Below are 17,924 nucleotides of genomic sequence, written 5' to 3'. Positions count from 1 at the left end.
TAGGAGCCAATCAAAAAAAATAGATCGTTTATCATGTTCCATTGATCGTCGAAAAGCTTAACGTTTTCTAGGTTTCTAGCATGCTTAAGTTTTACAGGCTGAGAGACAATTTTTTGCGAAATATCGGAGCCCGACTGACCTCTATTTAACTCCCTTTTAAGGTTATCAATGAAGACTAAATAAGGCCGAGAATGATCAATTTTTGCCATTGGGCTCCCTCATATTTATAACAGCTTATTAGTTTGAATTCCGACTATACCGCAATCGCTCGCGAAGAAATGAGAGCCAGTCCCAGAAGGAATTATTCAAATCTATCAATCAGCTACTGTTTTCGGCTATCCGATAACAGTCCTCTTATCACGCACGAAAACGCGCCCCGGGATAGTCGCGCCTCGATAAGACCACCTATGTAAGCCTGCCTGAGAAAATAAACCAATGAAAGCAACAGTCTGTGATTTTTTTCTGGGATAGACGTGCCTGAAGGATCTGGGTTTCACGAGACCCCCACTTGCAAAAAGCGCCCCGAACCATTTATAACTGTATAAATCAACAGTATCTGGCGCCATGGAGGGCACAATGCCAAGGTCACCGTTTCTTGAAGCTGTGCGCACTGAGATCAGAACCCGGCACTACAGCTTAAAGACTGAGAAAAGCTATCTGTACTGGATCCGGCAATTCATCCTCTTCAATGACAAAAAACATCCTTCCGAGATGGGAAACGCCGAAATTGAACGATTCCTGAATCATCTTGCCGTGAATCGCGCCGTAAGCTCGGCAACTCAGAATCAAGCCCTGTGCGCGATCATTTTTGTGTATCGCCATGTTGTTAAGAAAGAAATAGAGGGGCTGCAATACCGGTTTGCGAAGAAACCTCGCCGCCTACCGACAGTTCTGAATCAGCAGGAGGTTTCCTCAATACTGAATCATCTCGACTCTAAATATTGGCTAATCACGGCGCTGTTGTACGGCTGCGGTTTGAGGATCAGCGAAGCGTTGTCCCTTCGGGTTAAGGATGTAGACCTGGCAAGTCAGAATTTATTTATTCACAGCGGAAAGGGTCAAAAGGATCGCTACACACTGCTCCCTCGGGGACTTAACGCAGAAATGGAGGCGCAGGCGGCCAGAGTGAAGGCACTGCATGAGGACGATCTATTGGAAGGATACGGGATGACTTCTGTGCCGAAAGCACTACATCGAAAATTTGGATCGGCGATGAAAGATTTTGCCTGGCAGTATCTGTTTCCATCTACCAGCCGATGCGTCCACCCTTACGACGGCTATATTTGCAGGCATCACTTGCACCACTCTGCCTATTCCAAGCAATTACGACAGGCGGTGGTGGCCAGCGGAATCACAAAACGAGTGACGGCCCACACCTTCAGGCATGCCTTTGCGACCGAGCTGTTGCGAACCGGGAGTGATATTCGGACAGTTCAGGATATTTTGGGTCACAGTGATATCCGCACCACTGAGATTTACACGCACGTTATTGGCGACCGCAGAGCCGGGACAATTAGCCCTTTCGATCGTCTTTAAAAGGATCGCTATATCAGGAAGCGGTCATTACTGGCAGTGTAAAATACGCCTCGAATATGTCCGCTCATGGGTGAGAGGCATCAATGTTCGCTTTTGTTTAGCTCGGGTCGGTCGCAAAGCGAACATTCAGGCAAATAGACCAACGTTCTCGCTAGGAAAAATTCGGCCTTCTTTAGGATTGTTCCCAGTAACGAGGTAGAACCCGCACCTGTCTCGCACTCCACTCTTCCTGGAAACGTCGGACATTCTAAAGCCACTAAGCCTTACCGAGCGGAAACTCGATGCTCTGGAGAGTTCCTTCAAAGCCTGATCTTTGAAACCGGAGAGCAGCGCTCAGTATCGAGGGAATCAGCGAGTAGGTTCGCTGGAGAGCTCACAGGGCTTGCTGAGCGACCGAGCAACCCTTTGCCTCCTGTTCGGTTTTACCGACCGCTGAAGCGATTGCCAGGCAGTAAAAATGGTCCTTGACGAACCCGCAAGCTGGACAACGGATGCACTCATGTTTTCCTCCACCGATTTACTAGGGCCACGACGGGAAATTAGCACGCCAGAACCTTTTTGCAAATAATTCTCATTATGCTTTAAAATTTCGACTGCTGAAGTTTTCCGAAATCAAAATCTCCTTGCAAGGTAAGGGCCTCAAAACCATAATCGCAATGATAACACTTCGTATTCGCGATTCGCGTCACCTCAACATGGAGTTGAAAATGAACAAACTGTTCCGTCCGGCCCCGCTGGCACTGACCATTGCGGCCGCCCTCACCGTTGGCTGCGCCAACACGCCCTGGTCCTCTGAAAAATCCGCACCGGCAACCAACGCTTCGGTAGTAAACCATTACGCCGACCTGGCTCACGCAAACTATGAAGACGCTCTGATCACCGCCCGCGCGCTGGACGAAGCAACCGATCGGCTGATTGCCAACCCGACCGAAGCCAACCTGGCCGCCGCTAAAGAAGCTTGGCTTGCAGCGCGGGTTCCCTACCAGCAGACCGAAGTGTTCCGCTTTGGCAACGCCATTGTTGATGACTGGGAAGGCCAACTGAACGCCTGGCCGCTGGACGAAGGCCTGATCGACTACGTGAAGGCGGACGGATACCAGCACGAGCTGGGCAACGCCGGTGCAACCGCCAACCTCATCGCCAGCAACAGCATCAACGTAGGCGGTGAAACCCTGGACGTGTCCTCACTGTCTGCGGGCCTGCTGGCTGATCTGAACGAAGTCGGCGGGTCTGAAGCCAACGTTGCTACCGGCTACCATGCGGTTGAATTCCTGCTTTGGGGTCAGGATCTCCACGGTTTTGAAAGCGGTGCCGGGGAGCGTCCGGTCACGGATTACGCCAGGGGTGCTGATTGCACCAACGGTAATTGCGAGCGCCGTGGCGAGTTTCTGGATTCGGTGACCGACCTGCTGGTATCGGATTTGGAGTGGATGGTAGCCCAGTGGGCACCGGACGCCAGCGACAACTACCGCGCGCAGTTGACCACAGCCGATGCCAACCAGGGCATTCAGAAGATGTTGTTTGGTATGGGCTCCCTGTCTCTCGGTGAGCTGGCCGGTGAGCGCATGAAGGTCGCTCTGGAAGCCAACTCCTACGAGGATGAGCACGACTGCTTCAGCGACAATACCCACAACTCCCATTACTACAACGGCCAGGGCATTGAGAACGTCTATAGCGGCACCTACCGACGCGTGGATGGCAGCCTGGTGACAGGTCCTTCCCTGTCTGACCTGGTTCAACAGAGCAGTCCGGAACTGGACGCCCGCCTGAACAACCAGCTGGACGCCTCCATGGAAGCCCTGGGCCTGATAAAGGCACGCGCTGAGAGCAGCGAAAATCCCATGGCGTTCGACACCATGATTGCACCGGGTAATGCAGAGGGAACCCGTATCGTCAACGGTGCCATCATGGCGCTGGTTGCACAGACCGGCTCCATTGAGCAGGCCGCTCGCGATCTGGGTATTGAAGCTCTGTCTCCGGATGACGCCGGTCACTCTTTCTGATTGAACCGGTTGCACTACTTGGATACCGGGAGTCACGAACTCCCGGCATCATCAGGACCCGAGCAAGCCATGGAAAGCCCGCCTTTACTCAAAGGTTGTTTTTCCATGGCTTCTTCAACTCTGACAACGCGAATCGTTATGAAACCAACACTGTTATTCTGCCTGCTGCCACTGGCCCTCGGTGCCCAGGCGGCGCGGGCTGAGACCCACGCTGGCCATCCGGTTCAGACCACACCGGCCACCGGTGGTGATGGCACGGTACAACAGTCAGACACCAACGCCTACTCGCTTCCCCAGGGCAACTTGTCGATGATCAGGCGTCTGGATTTCAGTGTCGGCAACAGTTTTTTCCGCAACCCCTGGGTGGAAGCCCCGGCAAGCACTGATGCCCGCGACGGCCTGGGCCCACTGTTCAATACCAACTCCTGCCAGGGATGTCATATCAAGGATGGTCGTGGACATCCCCCTGGTATCGACGATCCACCGGTCTCACTGTTTCTGAGGCTGGCAGTTCCTGCTGACCCTGAACGGGACGCCGAGATTCTGCGCAAGCAAGGTTTTAAACCGGCACCGGTATACGGTAGCCAGTTGCAGACAGCTGCGCTTCCCGCGGCAAAACCGGAGGCCGATCTAATCATTGAGTGGACGCCGGTGAAGAAGAACCTCAGGGACGGCACGGTTGTGGAATTGCGCAAGCCTGTGTACCGCATTGAAAACCCAAACTATGGACCGTTGCCCGAGGACTTGCTGGTGTCACCCAGGGTAGCACCACAAATGATCGGCATGGGTCTGCTTGAAGCCATCCCTATTAAAGATTTGAAAGCTCTCCATGACCCTGATGATGCGGACGGCAACGAAATCTCCGGAAAGCTTAACCAGGTCTGGGATCTGGCAACGGAACAGACGTTGCCCGGCCGATTCGGCTGGAAGGCGGCAGAGCCGGATGTCCATCAACAGAGTATGGGCGCCTTCGCCGGAGATATGGGCCTGACCTCTACTCTGAAACCCATCACCGACTGCACGCCCAAGCAGAATTGTGAGCGGTTTACCCATGGTGGCGAACCGGAGGTAAGCGACAAGGTCGCCAACTTCGTAACCTTCTATGCCAAGAGTCTCGCCGTTCCGGCCCGGCGCAATCTTGAGTCCGAATCGGTTCAACAAGGGGCACGGGTATTCAACGAGACTGGCTGCGCTGGATGTCATACTCCGCGACACCGGACGGGGGAGTTAGCCGACCGCCCGGACCTGAGCAATCAGACGATCTGGCCCTACACGGATCTGCTGCTCCACGATCTGGGCCCTGCCCTGGCGGATGGACGTGATGAGTTCCTGGCCAACGGCAACGAATGGCGAACACCACCGCTTTGGGGCATTGGTCTGGCACAGGTGGTGAATCCGCAAGCCGGCTTCCTGCACGACGGTCGCGCCCGCACACTGGAAGAGGCCGTGCTCTGGCATGATGGCGAGGCCCAGGCGGCCGCCGATCGCTACCGCCAGATGTCGTCGAAGGATCGTACGGCCCTGATCGATTTCCTGAATTCCCTCTGAGGATCCGCCATGCAACGAATCACCAGACTACTGTGTACCTCTATTCTGGCCGTGTTGCCGCCTCTGGCGTGGGCAAGCGATGCCAACTCCCAGGCCCGTCATCAGTGGCAAGAGGGCATTGCGACCGGCTATCAGTCGCTGACAATACAAACGGATGAGCTGGACGAGTCTGCCCGGAGCTACTGCGAAAATCCCGCCAAAGACAGTCGGGCACGCCTGGAAGGGGCCTGGCTCGACGCTTTCCTGGCCTGGCAAAGAGTGCGTTTTGTCGATTTCGGCCCGATCGAAAACAACAATCGTTCCTGGCAGTTCCAGTTCTGGCCGGATTCAAAGAATCTGATCGCACGCAAAGCCGCTTACCTGATCAGAAACGATGAACCGATCACTCCGCAGGTGATCCGCCAGTCCGGCGTCGCTGTTCAAGGCTTCCCGATGATGGAATACCTGCTGTTTGATCAGCAGTTCAATGGCGGGGACAATTCACTGTCTGCCGCCCGGACCTGCGAACTGCTGACCAACGTGGCCAGACATGTGAAAAACAACAGCGATAAGCTGATGGCGGGATGGCAGGCTTTCAGACCGCACTACCTGAAGACCGATCAATACCGCGACATTACAATCCGCGCGGGGATGGCGACACTGGAAATACTGGAAGAACGCCGTCTGGCCCAGCCCATGGGGCTTCGCGGGAACGGCAAGCGCAACCCCTACATCACGGACGCCTGGCGCAGCGGCAAGACCCTGTTGACCGTTGAAGCCACTGTGGATGGCCTGAGACAGTTCTTTTTGCCGGGGCTCGCGACATTGCTGGAAGCGAAGGGGGAGTCCGATCTGGCAGAGCGCATTCGCACGCAATTCGGCGAGGTTCAGCAGAACTTTCCCGGAGCCCATCTGCCCATGGCCACCGCCCTGACCGAAGAAGGCCAGTTCCGGGTCCTGCAGAGCCTCTATGTCGATATTTCCCAGTTGACCACGTTGGTCAATGACCAGGCGGCGGTTGTTCTTAGCGTGGTAAGAGGCTTCAACTCAAGCGATGGCGACTAAGGAGGCTGATCGTATGCGCTTGAATCGCAGGGCCCTTCTCAAAGCGTCCCTTGCCGGCGGTCTCGCCGTGGGCCTGACCGGCTGTTCTCTGCTTCCCAGAAAAGCCTCGGGCCAACCTGACAGCTATGTCGGCGCTGTTGGCTTACCCGACGGCAGTTTTGGAGTCAGCGCCTTCGACCGCAGCGGCAGCATCCTCTGGCAGACGCCGATCAAAACTCGCTGCCACAGTGGATGCAACCGGCCTGGCATGGGTGAAACCGTCTTCTTCGAGCGTCGCCCCGGATGGTCATTTTACGTGTTCGATACAACCTCCGGAATCGAAAAACACCGCGTAGACGCAAAAGCCGGCGAACACTTTGTCGGCCACGGTGTGTTCTCGACCGATGGCCGCTGGCTCTACGTCACCGCTAACCGTTACCAACAGAGCGATGGCATTATTGCGGTCTATGACGCCGAGTTGGATTACCAACGAACCGATACCTTTGATCTGAATGGCATCGGCCCCCATGAGCTGACCCTGCACCCGGACGGCGAAACCCTGGTAATCGGGCTTGGCGGCATCCTGACCCACCCGGATTACGACCGCATGAAACTAAATCTGGAGACCATGGATCCCGCCCTGCTACTGATGGATCGGCATGCCGGCAACATCGTTGGCCGTTTCAAGCCGCCCCATCATCAGCAAAGCGCCCGACATGTAAGCGTCAGCAACAGTGGACGCGTGTATGTGGCCCACCAGTACCAGGGGCCTCTTTATGAAACGCCGCCCCTGTTGGCGCGCCTTGAGAAGGGAACACTGCGCGAATACCGGTTTGACGAAGACACCCAGAAAGCCTTGGCCAACTATATTGCCAGCGTGGTTGCCCACCCGGAAAACGACCTCGTCGCTGCTGCCTCGCCTGTTGGTGGCACGGCCATTATCTTCAGGGGCAGTACCGGTGAACTGGTCAACCGCGTCTCCATCGCCGACTGCGCCGGCATCCAGGCCCTTGCCGGAGGCGACTTTCTGGTTTCCTCTGGGCGAGGCAAACTGGTTCAGCTGGGCGCGGCCACACCCGCCAGGGAACTTGCAGATCTCCCCGTTCAATGGGACCACCATCTGGTCTAATTGTCCCCAAATGGATCCATTGTAGCTTCGGCGGGTCGCAACTAAGCCGGTATTGCTCGTTATCGAGAACCTGGAACGGTTGCATCGAAGGCGAGAGACAAAAATGATTGTGCACCACTTTGGATAGCACTTTATAAGCTGATCGCTTCACAGGTGAGACGCAGAGGCAAAAGCTCGCCACTTGTAGAGGGTATCTGGCGAGATCTTCATGCAGTGCGAATGTCCACTTTTGTTTAACCGGGAGCGACTGGGCTATTCGGAAGTTAGGTGGGCTAACCGTAAGACGACAAAAAGGCCGACGTAAGTCGCATGATACGAACGTGCCGGTAAATCTGTGTGAGCCAACACAAAACAGAAGATAGCGGAAATTTTATGCTTCAAAATTTGGAAAGGTTATGGGTAAAACCACAAGTTCACACTCATATAATCACTGTCTCTGGCCAGCGGCCCAGCCTCTATGTCGTTTCACCCGTAACGCTTCCGATCGGGTAAAGATATTCTTCCAATGTCACCTCATTGCACGTCTGCTCAGCCCACCCAAATGCCTGCCTTGAACCCAAAGACTACTCATATCAGTGCGTTGCGAGTCGGCAAAGGCGCAAAGGCCCGAACAACATTAATGCCGTCCACCCTGGCCGGATCGCTGCGGGATCATGTCGATAAAACTCGAAAAGCCTGGCTGCAGAAGGACGAGGAGTTCGTTCAGCGCGCTAGCCTTCCTTTCGCTTTTGCCCGCAAATATCCCCGGGCAGTTATTCGCTGGAACGACAGTGAGTGTTTTTATCGCGCAGCCTCAGCCCAGGCCGACCTCTCCATACCATCCGATCCCGCCCTTACACTACTTGAGCTGGTCAGCCAGGTACCTCGACAGGGTTGAATAGCTGTAATCAACCACGGCATAGACTTCGGACTGGGAGATACGGGTCGCGTCATACCCGCACGGCGCCGTTCCGCTGTATCGCGACAATGTCGCGTTTGAAACCAGGTTGGGCTGGCCCTCGGCAATGTCATTGGGCGACGCGCCATAGACAAACTCCCACTCCAGACCTTGACCGTCCTGATCGATGGCCGGATCAAGCAACGGTCGTCGCAGCAGTTGCTGGTTCCCGTCACGGACATCCCAATCAAGCATGAGGCCGTCAAACCCGATTGGCTGAGGCGCGTAACCGCTGAAGGTAAAGGATTGCTGGCCAGCGATGATTCGACTTTTTAGCAAGTCTTCATCAGGAGTCGCTTCAAGACAGGCGACGATGGAATCGGTCAGCGCCACTGCCTCAATCTGTCCCTCCGTGTCGCTCAACGTGTACCCAAAAAATGTGTCGGTAGAATGGGTGTAGTTTGGCACCAGCGTGTGCTCGCCATCGGTAATGGACGCCACCCGCCCATCGACCATTTGCCACGAATAGATCCGTTCAGGCTCACCGCCCAATTCCGAAGCATCTGCGAGACCGCTTTGACAGCTAGTCCGGGTTTCAAACTCGGCCCGGCGAGCCCGCCAGTCGAAACTCAACCGCTCATCCACACCGGCCTCGTCATAGAACGACAAACTCACAGGCGATAAGGAAACCGCTGGCAATGCCTGGGTATCGGTTGCACTGATCCGGCCGTCCGCGTTGGCCAGCCGGGCGATTTCCTGCAACGACGGCACGACGCAGCCGTCGACCTCAATTTCCAGCAGTTGCCCGGCCGGGTTGTATTCAAAATTCAATGCCGCCGACAGCGTCAACCGGCTTGAGCTGGTCGGCAGGCCGTCTTCCGAAAACGCTTTAATGCTCTGCTTTCTCAAGACCTTGGGGTCTTCCAGGTCCAAAGGCACATCCGGCAATATCAGCGAAGCCACGTCCACATTGCCATAGCCGACTCCGGCTGCGGCGTCATCAACGACCGCGATGACAGCAGCGGCATTGCTGACATAGGACAACCGCATAATATTAATCGCCTCGCGGGACAGCACACGCTCGGTACCGTCACGGATTGCCTCGCTGGCAAAATCCGGGAACTGGGTCATCATGAAGCGCACCAAAGCGCGTGCATAGGCGTGGGCGCGCGCATCCCCCGCCAAGACATAGTCCCCATGCACGTTGATATTATTCAGTATCTGCGAAAACATCGCGCCCGCTCCGAACAGAAAAGCGCTCTGATTCAAGCCAATATCGGACAACGTCGTTAACGGCGTTACATATCGGACACCCGGGGGCGCCGACATGGCATAGGCATGGCTCAACAAGACATTGCCGGAGCGGGTCTCTTCTTCAGTCAGCCCTGGAATGGCGACGGCAACCAATGGGTAATCGGTCGGGTTCAGGTCGGCGGATTCCAGTGGATCACGAAGGAACTCAGAAGTATCGAGACTGAACCGGCCACCCACACCGGTCAGGGCGGTAGGTTCGCCGTTGAGCAACGTCACAGTGGTGCCGGACGCCAGCTCAACGTCCAAAGGACCCGGTGTGTATTGCAGGTCACCGTCCACATCCAGCCAGACTCGGGCGCTGACCAGATAACCATCAATGACCGTGCCCTCGTAGCGACCGGGAAGGTTATTGCTGACACTGCCAACATCTCGGCCATCGACTGCGTACTCAGTCGATTCACCACCGCAACCGGTCAGCGTTGTGATCAGGGCTGTAAACACTAAAACGAAAAGGCGAGTCATCGTAGCAACCGTTATCCTTATGAGTGGTTGTGACGACACTGTAGGGGATGAGCGCTTGTGGAACCTTGATAGGCTTGGCAATTTGTAAATTTAAGTAACCGGCCAGCACGTTTATTTGTGCTGGCCTCCGCTACCGTGGATTGATCTCAGAACGAACGCGCGACAATTTCTTTCATGATTTCATTGGTGCCCGCGTAGATCCGCTGAACACGTGAGTCAGCCCACGCCCGGGCGATGGGGTATTCCCACATGTAGCCATAGCCGCCGTGCAACTGGACACATTCATCCATCACTTTGCACTGCAGGTCGGTGGTCAATTGTTTCAGCATGGCGGCAGTGGGAATGTCGAGCTGCTTGTCCAGATGCAACTCCAGGCAGCGATCGGTAAACACCCGCGCGGCGGTAATTTCGGCTTTCATTTCCGCCATCTTGAACCGGGTATTCTGGAAAGCAATGACCGGCTTGCCAAACGCCTTGCGGTCTTTCACGTAAGTCAGTGTCCACTCCCACGCGGCTTCCGCTGCGGCGACGGCAGTCAAAGCCACCTGGAGGCGCTCGGCCGGCAGTTCCTGCATCAATTGGAAGAACCCCTGACCTTCCCGGCCACCGATCAGGTGCGTCTCCGGGATTTTAACGTCCTGAAAGAACAATTCCGAGGTGTCCTGAGCCTTCATCCCCACCTTGTTGAGGTTCTGGCCTTTTTCGAAGCCTTCCCACGCGCTTTCCACCAGAAACAGGCTGGTGCCTTTGGCGCCATTGCTGGGATCGGTTTTGGCCACCACAATCACCAGGTCGGCCATTTGGCCATTGGTAATGAAGGTTTTGGAGCCATTGAGGACGTAGTGGTCGCCCTGTTTCACCGCGTTGGATTTGACGCCTTGCAAATCAGAGCCGGCGCCCGGCTCTGTCATGGCGATGGCGCCAATCATTTCACCGGTGGCGAGTTTGGGCAGGTAGTGTTGCTTCTGCTCCTCGGAGCCATAATTGAGAATGTACGGGGCGACAATATCCGAGTGCAGCGTCCAGCCAATGCCCGATAAACCTGCTCTCGAGACTTCTTCCATGATGACGGCGCTGTACCTGAAATCCGCGCCAACGCCACCATACTCCTCGGGCATGGTCGGGCACAGAAACCCGAGTTCGCCTGCTTTTTGCCAGATTTCCCGGCTCACCTGTCCGTCTTTCTCCCACTGGGCGTGGTGTGGCGCCGCCTCCTGTTCCAGAAACTTCCGCACCGAATCCCGGAAACCTTCCAGATCGGCGTCAAACAGTGTGCGTGGAATCATGATGAACCTCTGTAATGACTGATTGTCGATGTCGTTTACAGAGTCTCGTTGGCTAGCGGTTTCTGCTCAATGGTGAAAAACATCAATCACAGTGACCAAAACCGCCGACATGCCATCAACGGGTTTTGCGGGCGACTCTCGCCTCACCCCAACGCGGCATCAGGTCCTGCGGCAAGCCCAGGTGATCCAGTAACCGCGCCACAATAAAATCGATCAGGTCTTCCACCCGTTCGGGGCGATGATAGAACCCGGGACTGGCTGGGATGATGGTGGCGCCCATTCGCGTCAGCCGCAGCATGTTGTCCAAATGGATTTCCGAGTATGGCGCCTCACGCGGGACGACGATGAGCGGCCGCCGCTCCTTCAGGGCCACGTCTCCGGCCCGCTCGATGAGGTTGTTACTGGCGCCACTGGCCAGTGCCGAGAGTGTCCCGGTGCTGCAGGGGCAAATGACCAGGGGCGCTTTCGCACCAGAGCCCGACGCCGGCGGAGCAAACCAGTCTTCGCGACCAAACACCAGAATCTGCCCGGGTTTTGCCTGATAGCGCTCGGTCAATGTGGCTTGCATGGCGGCCGGGGCCCCGGGCAGCTTCACATCGGTTTCGGTGGCGATCACCACCTGAGCGGCACGGCTGACCATGACGTGAACCCGGCAATCGGCGGCCACCAGACATTCCAGCAGTCGCAATCCGTACTGGGCGCCAGAGGCTCCGGTAATGGCCAAATTGATGGTCCGTTCGAACGGCTCTGACACTGCGTCGTGATCAGCCAATAGTAAGCTCCAGTTCGGCAATCAGTTTTTGATGGATACCGCCAAAACCACCGTTGCTCATGATCACAATGTGACAGGGCTGGGTCAATTCTTCCAGGGTCCGGGTTACCAGACGGTCAACAGAGGACTCCAACAGATTACGCTCGCGATCAGAATCGGATTGCCGCGCCAGCAATTGCGGCAGCCAGTCCAGCTTGTTCAGATTGGCCCAGATCACCAGGTCCGCCTGGCCAGCGCTGGGAAGCAAAGCGTCCTGATGAACCCCCTGCTGCATGGTGTTGGAGCGAGGCTCGATCAGAGCGATGATGGTTTCATTGCCCACCTTGTTGCGTAGCCCATCCAGGGTGGTGGCAATCGCGGTCGGGTGATGGGCGAAATCGTCATACACCTTCACCCCGGCAATATCGGCAAGCAGCTCCATCCTGCGTTTCACGCCCGAAAATCGGCATAACGCCGCCACCGCATGATCCGGCGTCACGCCAACATGACGGGCGGCGGCGATGGCCGCCAAGGCATTACGCACACTGTGCAGCCCGGTCTGGCCCCATTTAACCGTTGCCACCGGTTGCTCGTGGTGGATCACCACAAATTGGCTGCCGTCATCGCTCAACAGCTCCGCCCGCCAATCAGTCGCCTCCGATTCGCTGGCGATGGCCGTCGATTGCACCGGGCTCCAGCAACCCAGCTCGAGAGCGCGGTCCAAGTGCGGGTCTTTGGCCGGACGGATGATCAAGCCATTGGACGGCACGGTCCGAACCAAATGGTGGAACTGGCGCTCAATGGCTTCGACATTCTCAAAAATGTCGGCGTGATCGAATTCCAGGTTGTTGAGAATCAACGTGTTCGGTCGGTAGTGAACGAATTTCGAGCGTTTATCGAAGAACGCGCTGTCGTATTCGTCCGCCTCGATCACGAAGAAGTCGCTGGACCCCAGCCGTGCCGACACCGGAAAATCACTGGGCACGCCCCCCACCAGATAGCCGGGATCAAATCCGGCCTGGTCCAGAATCCAAAGCAACATGGATGTTGTGGTGGTTTTGCCATGGGTTCCCGCCACCGCCAACACCCAGCGTTTGCGGAGAATTTCGCGGGTTAACCACTCGGGGCCAGACATGTAATCAATCTTTCGGTTCAGCACCGCTTCCACTTCCGGGTTGCCCCGGGACATGGCGTTGCCGATCAGCACCAGGTCTGGCACCGGGTCAAGGTGCGCCGAGTCAAAGCCTTCCATCAGGGCGATGCCTTGAGACTCCAGCTGTGTGCTCATGGGTGGATACACGCCCTGGTCGGAGCCGGTGACCTGATGCCCGAGTTGGCGGGCGAGGACGGCCAAACTGCCCATGAAGGTGCCACAAATTCCCAGTATATGAATACGCATTCTTACTCTGTCCCGCTGTCTGTTGGTGCCAAGCGTCGGTTAAACAAGGAATCCCGTCAAGCCTATTTTTGGCTGCACCCGGGCCATGAAAAAGTCCAACAATTGACGTATCATGCCGGGCACGAGTTCAACCTGCAGGAGACGTCGACCAAAGATGGCCATCAAGAATGCGTTCTATGCCCAATCCGGCGGTGTGACCGCCGTTATCAATGCCAGTGCCGCCGGCGTGATCCAAACCGCACGCAAGCACCCGGACAAGATCGGCAAAGTCTACGCCGGTCGCAATGGCATCATCGGCGCTCTGCGAGAAGAATTGATAGATACCAGCAAGGAGTCCAATGAAACCATTGAGGCCCTGATGCACACCCCCGGCGGTGCTTTCGGGTCCTGTCGTCACAAACTCAAGAATTTCACTGAGAATAAGCGCGAATATGAACGCCTGATTGAAGTCTTCCAGGCGCACGACATTGGGTACTTTTTCTATAACGGTGGGGGGGACTCTCAGGACACCGCCTACAAAGTGTCGCAGTTGGCCGATCGCATGGGCTACCCCATTACCTGCATCGGGGTGCCCAAAACGGTCGACAATGATTTGCCATTCACCGACTGCTGCCCGGGCTTCGGGTCGGTCGCCAAATACGTGGCCACGTCGGTGCTTGAAGCCAGCCTGGACATTCGCTCGATGTGCGAGTCGTCAACCAAGGTGTTCATCATGGAGGTCATGGGACGTCATGCCGGCTGGATTGCGGCATCCGGCGGTCTGGCAGGGCAAAAGGAAGGCGATGCGCCACACATCATCCTGTTCCCGGAAATTCCGTTTGATCGCGACGCCTTCCTCAAACGAGTGGAACATTGCGTCACAGAGTATGGCTATTGCGTGGTGGTGGCGTCCGAGGGCGCACAATATGAAGACGGTCGCTTCCTCGCCGATGCAGGCAATAAAGATGCCTTTGGTCACACCCAGCTCGGCGGCGTTGCACCGGCGCTGGCCAACATGGTCAAGCAGGCGCTGGGTTACAAGTACCATTGGGCGGTCGCGGATTATCTGCAGCGCTCCGCCCGCCACATTGCCTCCGCCACCGATGTTGAGCAAGCCTACGCGGTCGGCAAAGCCGCCGTTGAGATGGCAATCGCAGGCAAACAGGCGGTCATGCCGATTATTGTGCGCGAACAGTCACGCCCCTACCGCTGGCACATTGGCGAGGCGCCGCTCAGTGAAGTGGCCAATCAGGAAAAGAAAATGCCGATTCACTTCATCAGCGATGACGGCTTTGGCATCACCCAGGATTGCCGGGATTACCTTGAGCCTCTCATTGCCGGCGAAAGTTTCCCACCGTTCGATAACGGGCTGCCAAGGGTAGCGCACCTGGAAGCGGTGTTGGCGGAGAAAAAACTGAAAACTCCGTTTCAGATCTGACCCGATCGCCGGACCAACCGGTGGTGCCGTTGTGTTAAGGCTCCGAAAACAAAAAAGGCGCTTCGAAAGAAGCGCCTTTTTTGCTGCATACCCTGTGCTTACCGCCTGTTTACCGTACGGAAGCTGGTGCATGCTGGTCGATGTAAGTCGAGAACTGATCAAATCCACCGATATGCTCTTGCCCGACAAATATCTGCGGTACCGTTGCCACCGGTTTGCCAATGGTTTTCTCCAGATCCGCCTTGCTGATGCCTTCTTCGACAATATCAATGTACCGGAACGGAATGTCTTTGATCTCGCACAGTTCCTTGGCTCGCGTACAAAAGCCACAGCTTGACCGACCGAAAATAGTGACGCGTTCCATAATGCTAGCCTCCGGGCCAATAACAATTCACGTGTATCACCGCCGTGACACCGCTTGAAATGAGTACCCGGCCGATGATGACAGAGCAGCACTTCGATTAAAACTTAATGGTTTGAATGGCTCCGATAGCCAAAGCTGATTGAAATGGGCGGCTTCGTTCAGGTTTTCAGGCGGCCCAGTTCCTGATCCAGCGTTTCAACCTGATTGTCAAGCGCCTGGCCGCTGTTGCGCACCCGTTCGGCCAGTCCTCGCAGATCGCTGGCGGCATCGCCGATGTTGGTAAGATTGCGGTTGATTTCCTCACTGACCGAACTTTGCTCTTCCGCCGCCGTGGCCACCTGAGTGACGTGCTCGACGATGACCGCGATGCGTTCAACGACGTCCGCCAGGGACAGATCCGCCTCCTTTGTACCCTCAACCGCAGTCGTGGCCCGGTCGACCCCATCCCGGATCACGGTGACGGTTTGACTCACTTCCTGCTGCAGGCCGTCGATCATCTGGCTGATTTCATCGGTGGACTCACGAGTCTTGGAGGCCAGCGTCCTGACTTCATCCGCAACGACGGCAAAGCCACGACCCTGATCCCCCGCCCTGGCCGCTTCAATCGCCGCGTTTAGGGCCAGCAAATTGGTCTGCTCGGCAATGCCGCGAATCACCTCAATAATGCGGTTGATGTCGTCACTGCGGCTGGCCACGTGGCCAATGGCCGCACTGGCGTTCTCCATGTCGCCGGCTAAGGCACTGACGCCGGTCACCGCCGTCGACAGTGTGTGTTGCGTTGCCCGAACACCGTCGCTGGCCTCCCGGGCATTGGCTGCTGCATCGCCCGCAAACGTTGCCACCTCACTGGCGGCCGCAGACATTTCGTTCATGGCGGTGACGACGCTGTCGATTTCCTGATTCTGACGCTCGGTGTTGGTCTCCGTTTCTTGCGCGATTATGCGAACGTCACTGGCCTGCTCCCGGACCCGGACATTCACTGACTTCAAATCATTGATCATGTCCCGGAGTCGAGACAGGAAGTCGTTAAAACCACCCGCCAGCGCAATGAGCTCGGCATGAGTATCAATCGATAATTCGTGGGTCAGGTCGCCCTCGGAACTGGCCAGACTTTGCATCCGGTCACGAATCAGGTCCAGCGGCCGGGTCACTGAGCGCACCAACACGATCAAACCAACAACGGCAATGATGGACACCACCATACCGACTAAAAGCTGACGCTCGGCCGTTGCTGCCACTTCATCTGACAGCAGTGCCGTGACTGCTTTCAAGTCCGCCAGGGCAACCGTCCGGGGCAACTCGATCAATAGCGACCATTCGGCGCCGGGGAGGTCAATTTCAATGGGGTAGGACACCGCCAACGTCTCACCCGTGTCGAAGGTCCGTGTCCCCCGGTGCAGTTCAGCAAACACATCCGCATACTCTGGGACCGCCTCTGACAGCGGTCGGCCCAAGGCTTCGGTGTAATGGCTGGAACCGGCGATCAGACCGTCCTGACTCAACAGTGTGATTCGGGATTGGCCGTCATACAGCTCATCGCTCACTGATTTGATGATTTTCTGGAAGGTGGACAGGTTGATGTCCACACCCACCACCCCCGCAAAGCTCTGATCATCCAGGATGGGCATGACCAGACTGGTCATCAGCTCGCGGTAGCCTTCCTCAATCTCATACTCGTAGGGCTCCATAATACACGGCGTTTTCGAGTCCATGGAGCACAGATACCACTCGGCCTCCCGGATACCAAATTCGTTCCGGGTATCCAGATATTTTTGCGCGGGGTCTTCTGTCCGATTGAACACCACTTCACCGCTGGGCGCCCGGTAATAATAGATTTCCAACGTCCCTTCGTCACTGCTGTGATCCTCAACACCCCCGGTGAAATAACGGTCCTGGCCGTCGTAGGCGTCAGGTTCAAACTGGGCGTATAACGAACTCAATGCCTGCTGCTCGGCCAGCACCGAGCCAATGGTTTCCTGCAAGTCCCGCCGACTGATACGTCCGGAACTACCGGACTGGATATTACGGAGAATGACGCCCCTGATAATTTCCGGGATTTTATACGCTGAATTGAACACACCACTGACCAGCTCACCGTATTGACCTGCCGTTGCATCCAGACGCTCAATCACAATAGTCTGTACCATCTCACGAGTTTCACCGGTCAAACGCCCTTCCATGTCGCTCAATGAAAGCTGGGCGGTGATTATCATGCTCAGACCCATCAGCGATAACAGTGCGACGACCAAGGCATAAAGTTTTACTTTAAGAGAGAGTTTTTTCATACGATGCACAGCCTGCTGGGTTGAGGAGCTCGAATTGATGGCAGTTTTCACACACCCTTACCCCCAGAAATGGCTTCCCGGGAGTTGTCATTGGCGTACTTAAGCCTTTTTCTGGCGGCCTTTGCGGCGGCAACCCTGTTGCCGGCCTATTCGGAGGTCTTGCTGGGAGGTCTCTTCACCCAGGGTTATGCCGTTGAATGGCTGTGGTTTTGGGCCACCCTCGGCAACACCCTGGGCTCGGTTGTTAATGGTGTTATCGGCCGACAAGTAGAACGCTTTAAGGAAAAACGGTGGTTTCCTGTCACGGACAAGCAACTGGCCTATGCTCAAAAACACTTTAACCGGTATGGCCAGTGGTCGCTGTTGATGGGCTGGCTGCCCGTCGGGGGCGATGCATTAACGCTGATCGGTGGCATTATGCGAGTGCCATGGCTCAACTTTGTCGTGCTTGTGGCCATTGGTAAAGGCGCCCGTTATGCCGTCGTGTTGTGGCTCGTGGCCGAGGCTTCAACAGCCACAATCTGAGTGGC

At 56.2% G+C, this 17,924-nt stretch carries 14 protein-coding genes; 7 read left to right on the top strand and 7 right to left on the bottom strand.

All coding sequences use genetic code 11. From position 1 onward, the window contains the following. A partial coding sequence (locus tag GRX64_RS19495; RefSeq protein ID WP_207308818.1) for a hypothetical protein occupies positions 1-209 on the bottom strand: 209 nt, incomplete at its 3' end. A gap of 367 nt (positions 210-576) precedes the next feature. Here GRX64_RS19495 and GRX64_RS15225 point away from each other — a divergent pair. From GRX64_RS15225 to GRX64_RS15205, 5 genes are all read left to right on the top strand, one after another. Next, positions 577-1,536, top strand: a complete 960-nt coding sequence (locus tag GRX64_RS15225; protein ID WP_166268595.1) for an integron integrase — start codon at positions 577-579, stop codon at positions 1,534-1,536. 707 nt (positions 1,537-2,243) lie between these two features. Then, entirely contained in the window at positions 2,244-3,539 is a 1,296-nt protein-coding gene (locus GRX64_RS15220) for an imelysin family protein (protein WP_207308817.1), read from the top strand. A 138-nt stretch (positions 3,540-3,677) separates the two neighbouring features. Then, positions 3,678-5,087 carry a di-heme oxidoreductase family protein gene (locus tag GRX64_RS15215; protein ID WP_166268594.1) on the top strand — a complete coding sequence of 470 codons (1,410 nt, stop codon included), beginning with the start codon at positions 3,678-3,680 and terminating at the stop codon, positions 5,085-5,087. Positions 5,088-5,096: 9 nt separating this feature from the next. Beyond that, entirely contained in the window at positions 5,097-6,131 is a 1,035-nt protein-coding gene (locus GRX64_RS15210) for an imelysin family protein (protein WP_166268593.1), read from the top strand. Positions 6,132-6,144: 13 nt separating this feature from the next. Next, complete coding sequence (locus GRX64_RS15205; RefSeq protein WP_166268592.1) at positions 6,145-7,239, top strand: DUF1513 domain-containing protein; 1,095 nt, start codon at positions 6,145-6,147, stop codon at positions 7,237-7,239. 838 nt (positions 7,240-8,077) lie between these two features. On the opposite strand, the gene GRX64_RS15200 is transcribed toward GRX64_RS15205, so the two are convergent. The 4 genes from GRX64_RS15200 to mpl all read right to left on the bottom strand — a co-directional run bounded on the left by GRX64_RS15200 (position 8,078) and on the right by mpl (position 13,328). Continuing rightward, the gene (locus GRX64_RS15200; RefSeq protein WP_166268591.1) at positions 8,078-9,892 is read right to left on the bottom strand and encodes a hypothetical protein; all 1,815 of its coding nucleotides are present in this window, start codon (positions 9,890-9,892) and stop codon (positions 8,078-8,080) included. Between the two features lie 146 nt (positions 9,893-10,038). Then, on the bottom strand, positions 10,039-11,178 hold the full coding sequence (locus GRX64_RS15195) for an acyl-CoA dehydrogenase family protein (RefSeq protein ID WP_166268590.1): 1,140 nt from the start codon (positions 11,176-11,178) through the stop codon (positions 10,039-10,041). 115 nt (positions 11,179-11,293) lie between these two features. Then, positions 11,294-11,950, bottom strand: coding sequence for a flavin prenyltransferase UbiX (locus tag GRX64_RS15190; protein WP_427901667.1), 657 nt, complete (start codon positions 11,948-11,950; stop codon positions 11,294-11,296). Then, a complete protein-coding gene (gene mpl, locus GRX64_RS15185) occupies positions 11,943-13,328 on the bottom strand; it encodes a UDP-N-acetylmuramate:L-alanyl-gamma-D-glutamyl-meso-diaminopimelate ligase (RefSeq protein WP_166268589.1) in 1,386 nt (461 codons plus the stop codon). The genes GRX64_RS15190 and mpl overlap by 8 nt, the downstream gene beginning before the upstream one ends. Positions 13,329-13,482: 154 nt before the next feature. Here mpl and GRX64_RS15180 point away from each other — a divergent pair, with 154 nt between their 5' ends. Beyond that, the gene (locus GRX64_RS15180; RefSeq protein ID WP_166268588.1) at positions 13,483-14,745 is read left to right on the top strand and encodes a 6-phosphofructokinase; all 1,263 of its coding nucleotides are present in this window, start codon (positions 13,483-13,485) and stop codon (positions 14,743-14,745) included. A gap of 109 nt (positions 14,746-14,854) precedes the next feature. Here GRX64_RS15180 and GRX64_RS15175 read toward each other — a convergent pair whose 3' ends face one another. Next, positions 14,855-15,109 (bottom strand): GrxA family glutaredoxin, encoded by a 255-nt coding sequence (locus tag GRX64_RS15175; RefSeq protein WP_166268587.1) that lies wholly within the window; start codon positions 15,107-15,109, stop codon positions 14,855-14,857. A gap of 158 nt (positions 15,110-15,267) precedes the next feature. Beyond that, positions 15,268-17,394, bottom strand: a complete 2,127-nt coding sequence (locus GRX64_RS15170; RefSeq protein ID WP_166268586.1) for a methyl-accepting chemotaxis protein — start codon at positions 17,392-17,394, stop codon at positions 15,268-15,270. A gap of 90 nt (positions 17,395-17,484) precedes the next feature. On the opposite strand from GRX64_RS15170, the gene GRX64_RS15165 reads away from it, so the two are divergent. Then, positions 17,485-17,919 carry a YqaA family protein gene (locus tag GRX64_RS15165; RefSeq protein WP_166268585.1) on the top strand — a complete coding sequence of 145 codons (435 nt, stop codon included), beginning with the start codon at positions 17,485-17,487 and terminating at the stop codon, positions 17,917-17,919. Positions 17,920-17,924 lie beyond the last annotated feature (5 nt).

The organism is Marinobacter caseinilyticus, assembly GCF_011074955.1.
Lineage (GTDB): Bacteria > Pseudomonadota > Gammaproteobacteria > Pseudomonadales > Oleiphilaceae > Marinobacter > Marinobacter caseinilyticus.
The sequence above is the reverse complement of the archived record's forward strand: the minus strand, read 5'-3'. Positions and strand labels throughout refer to the sequence as shown.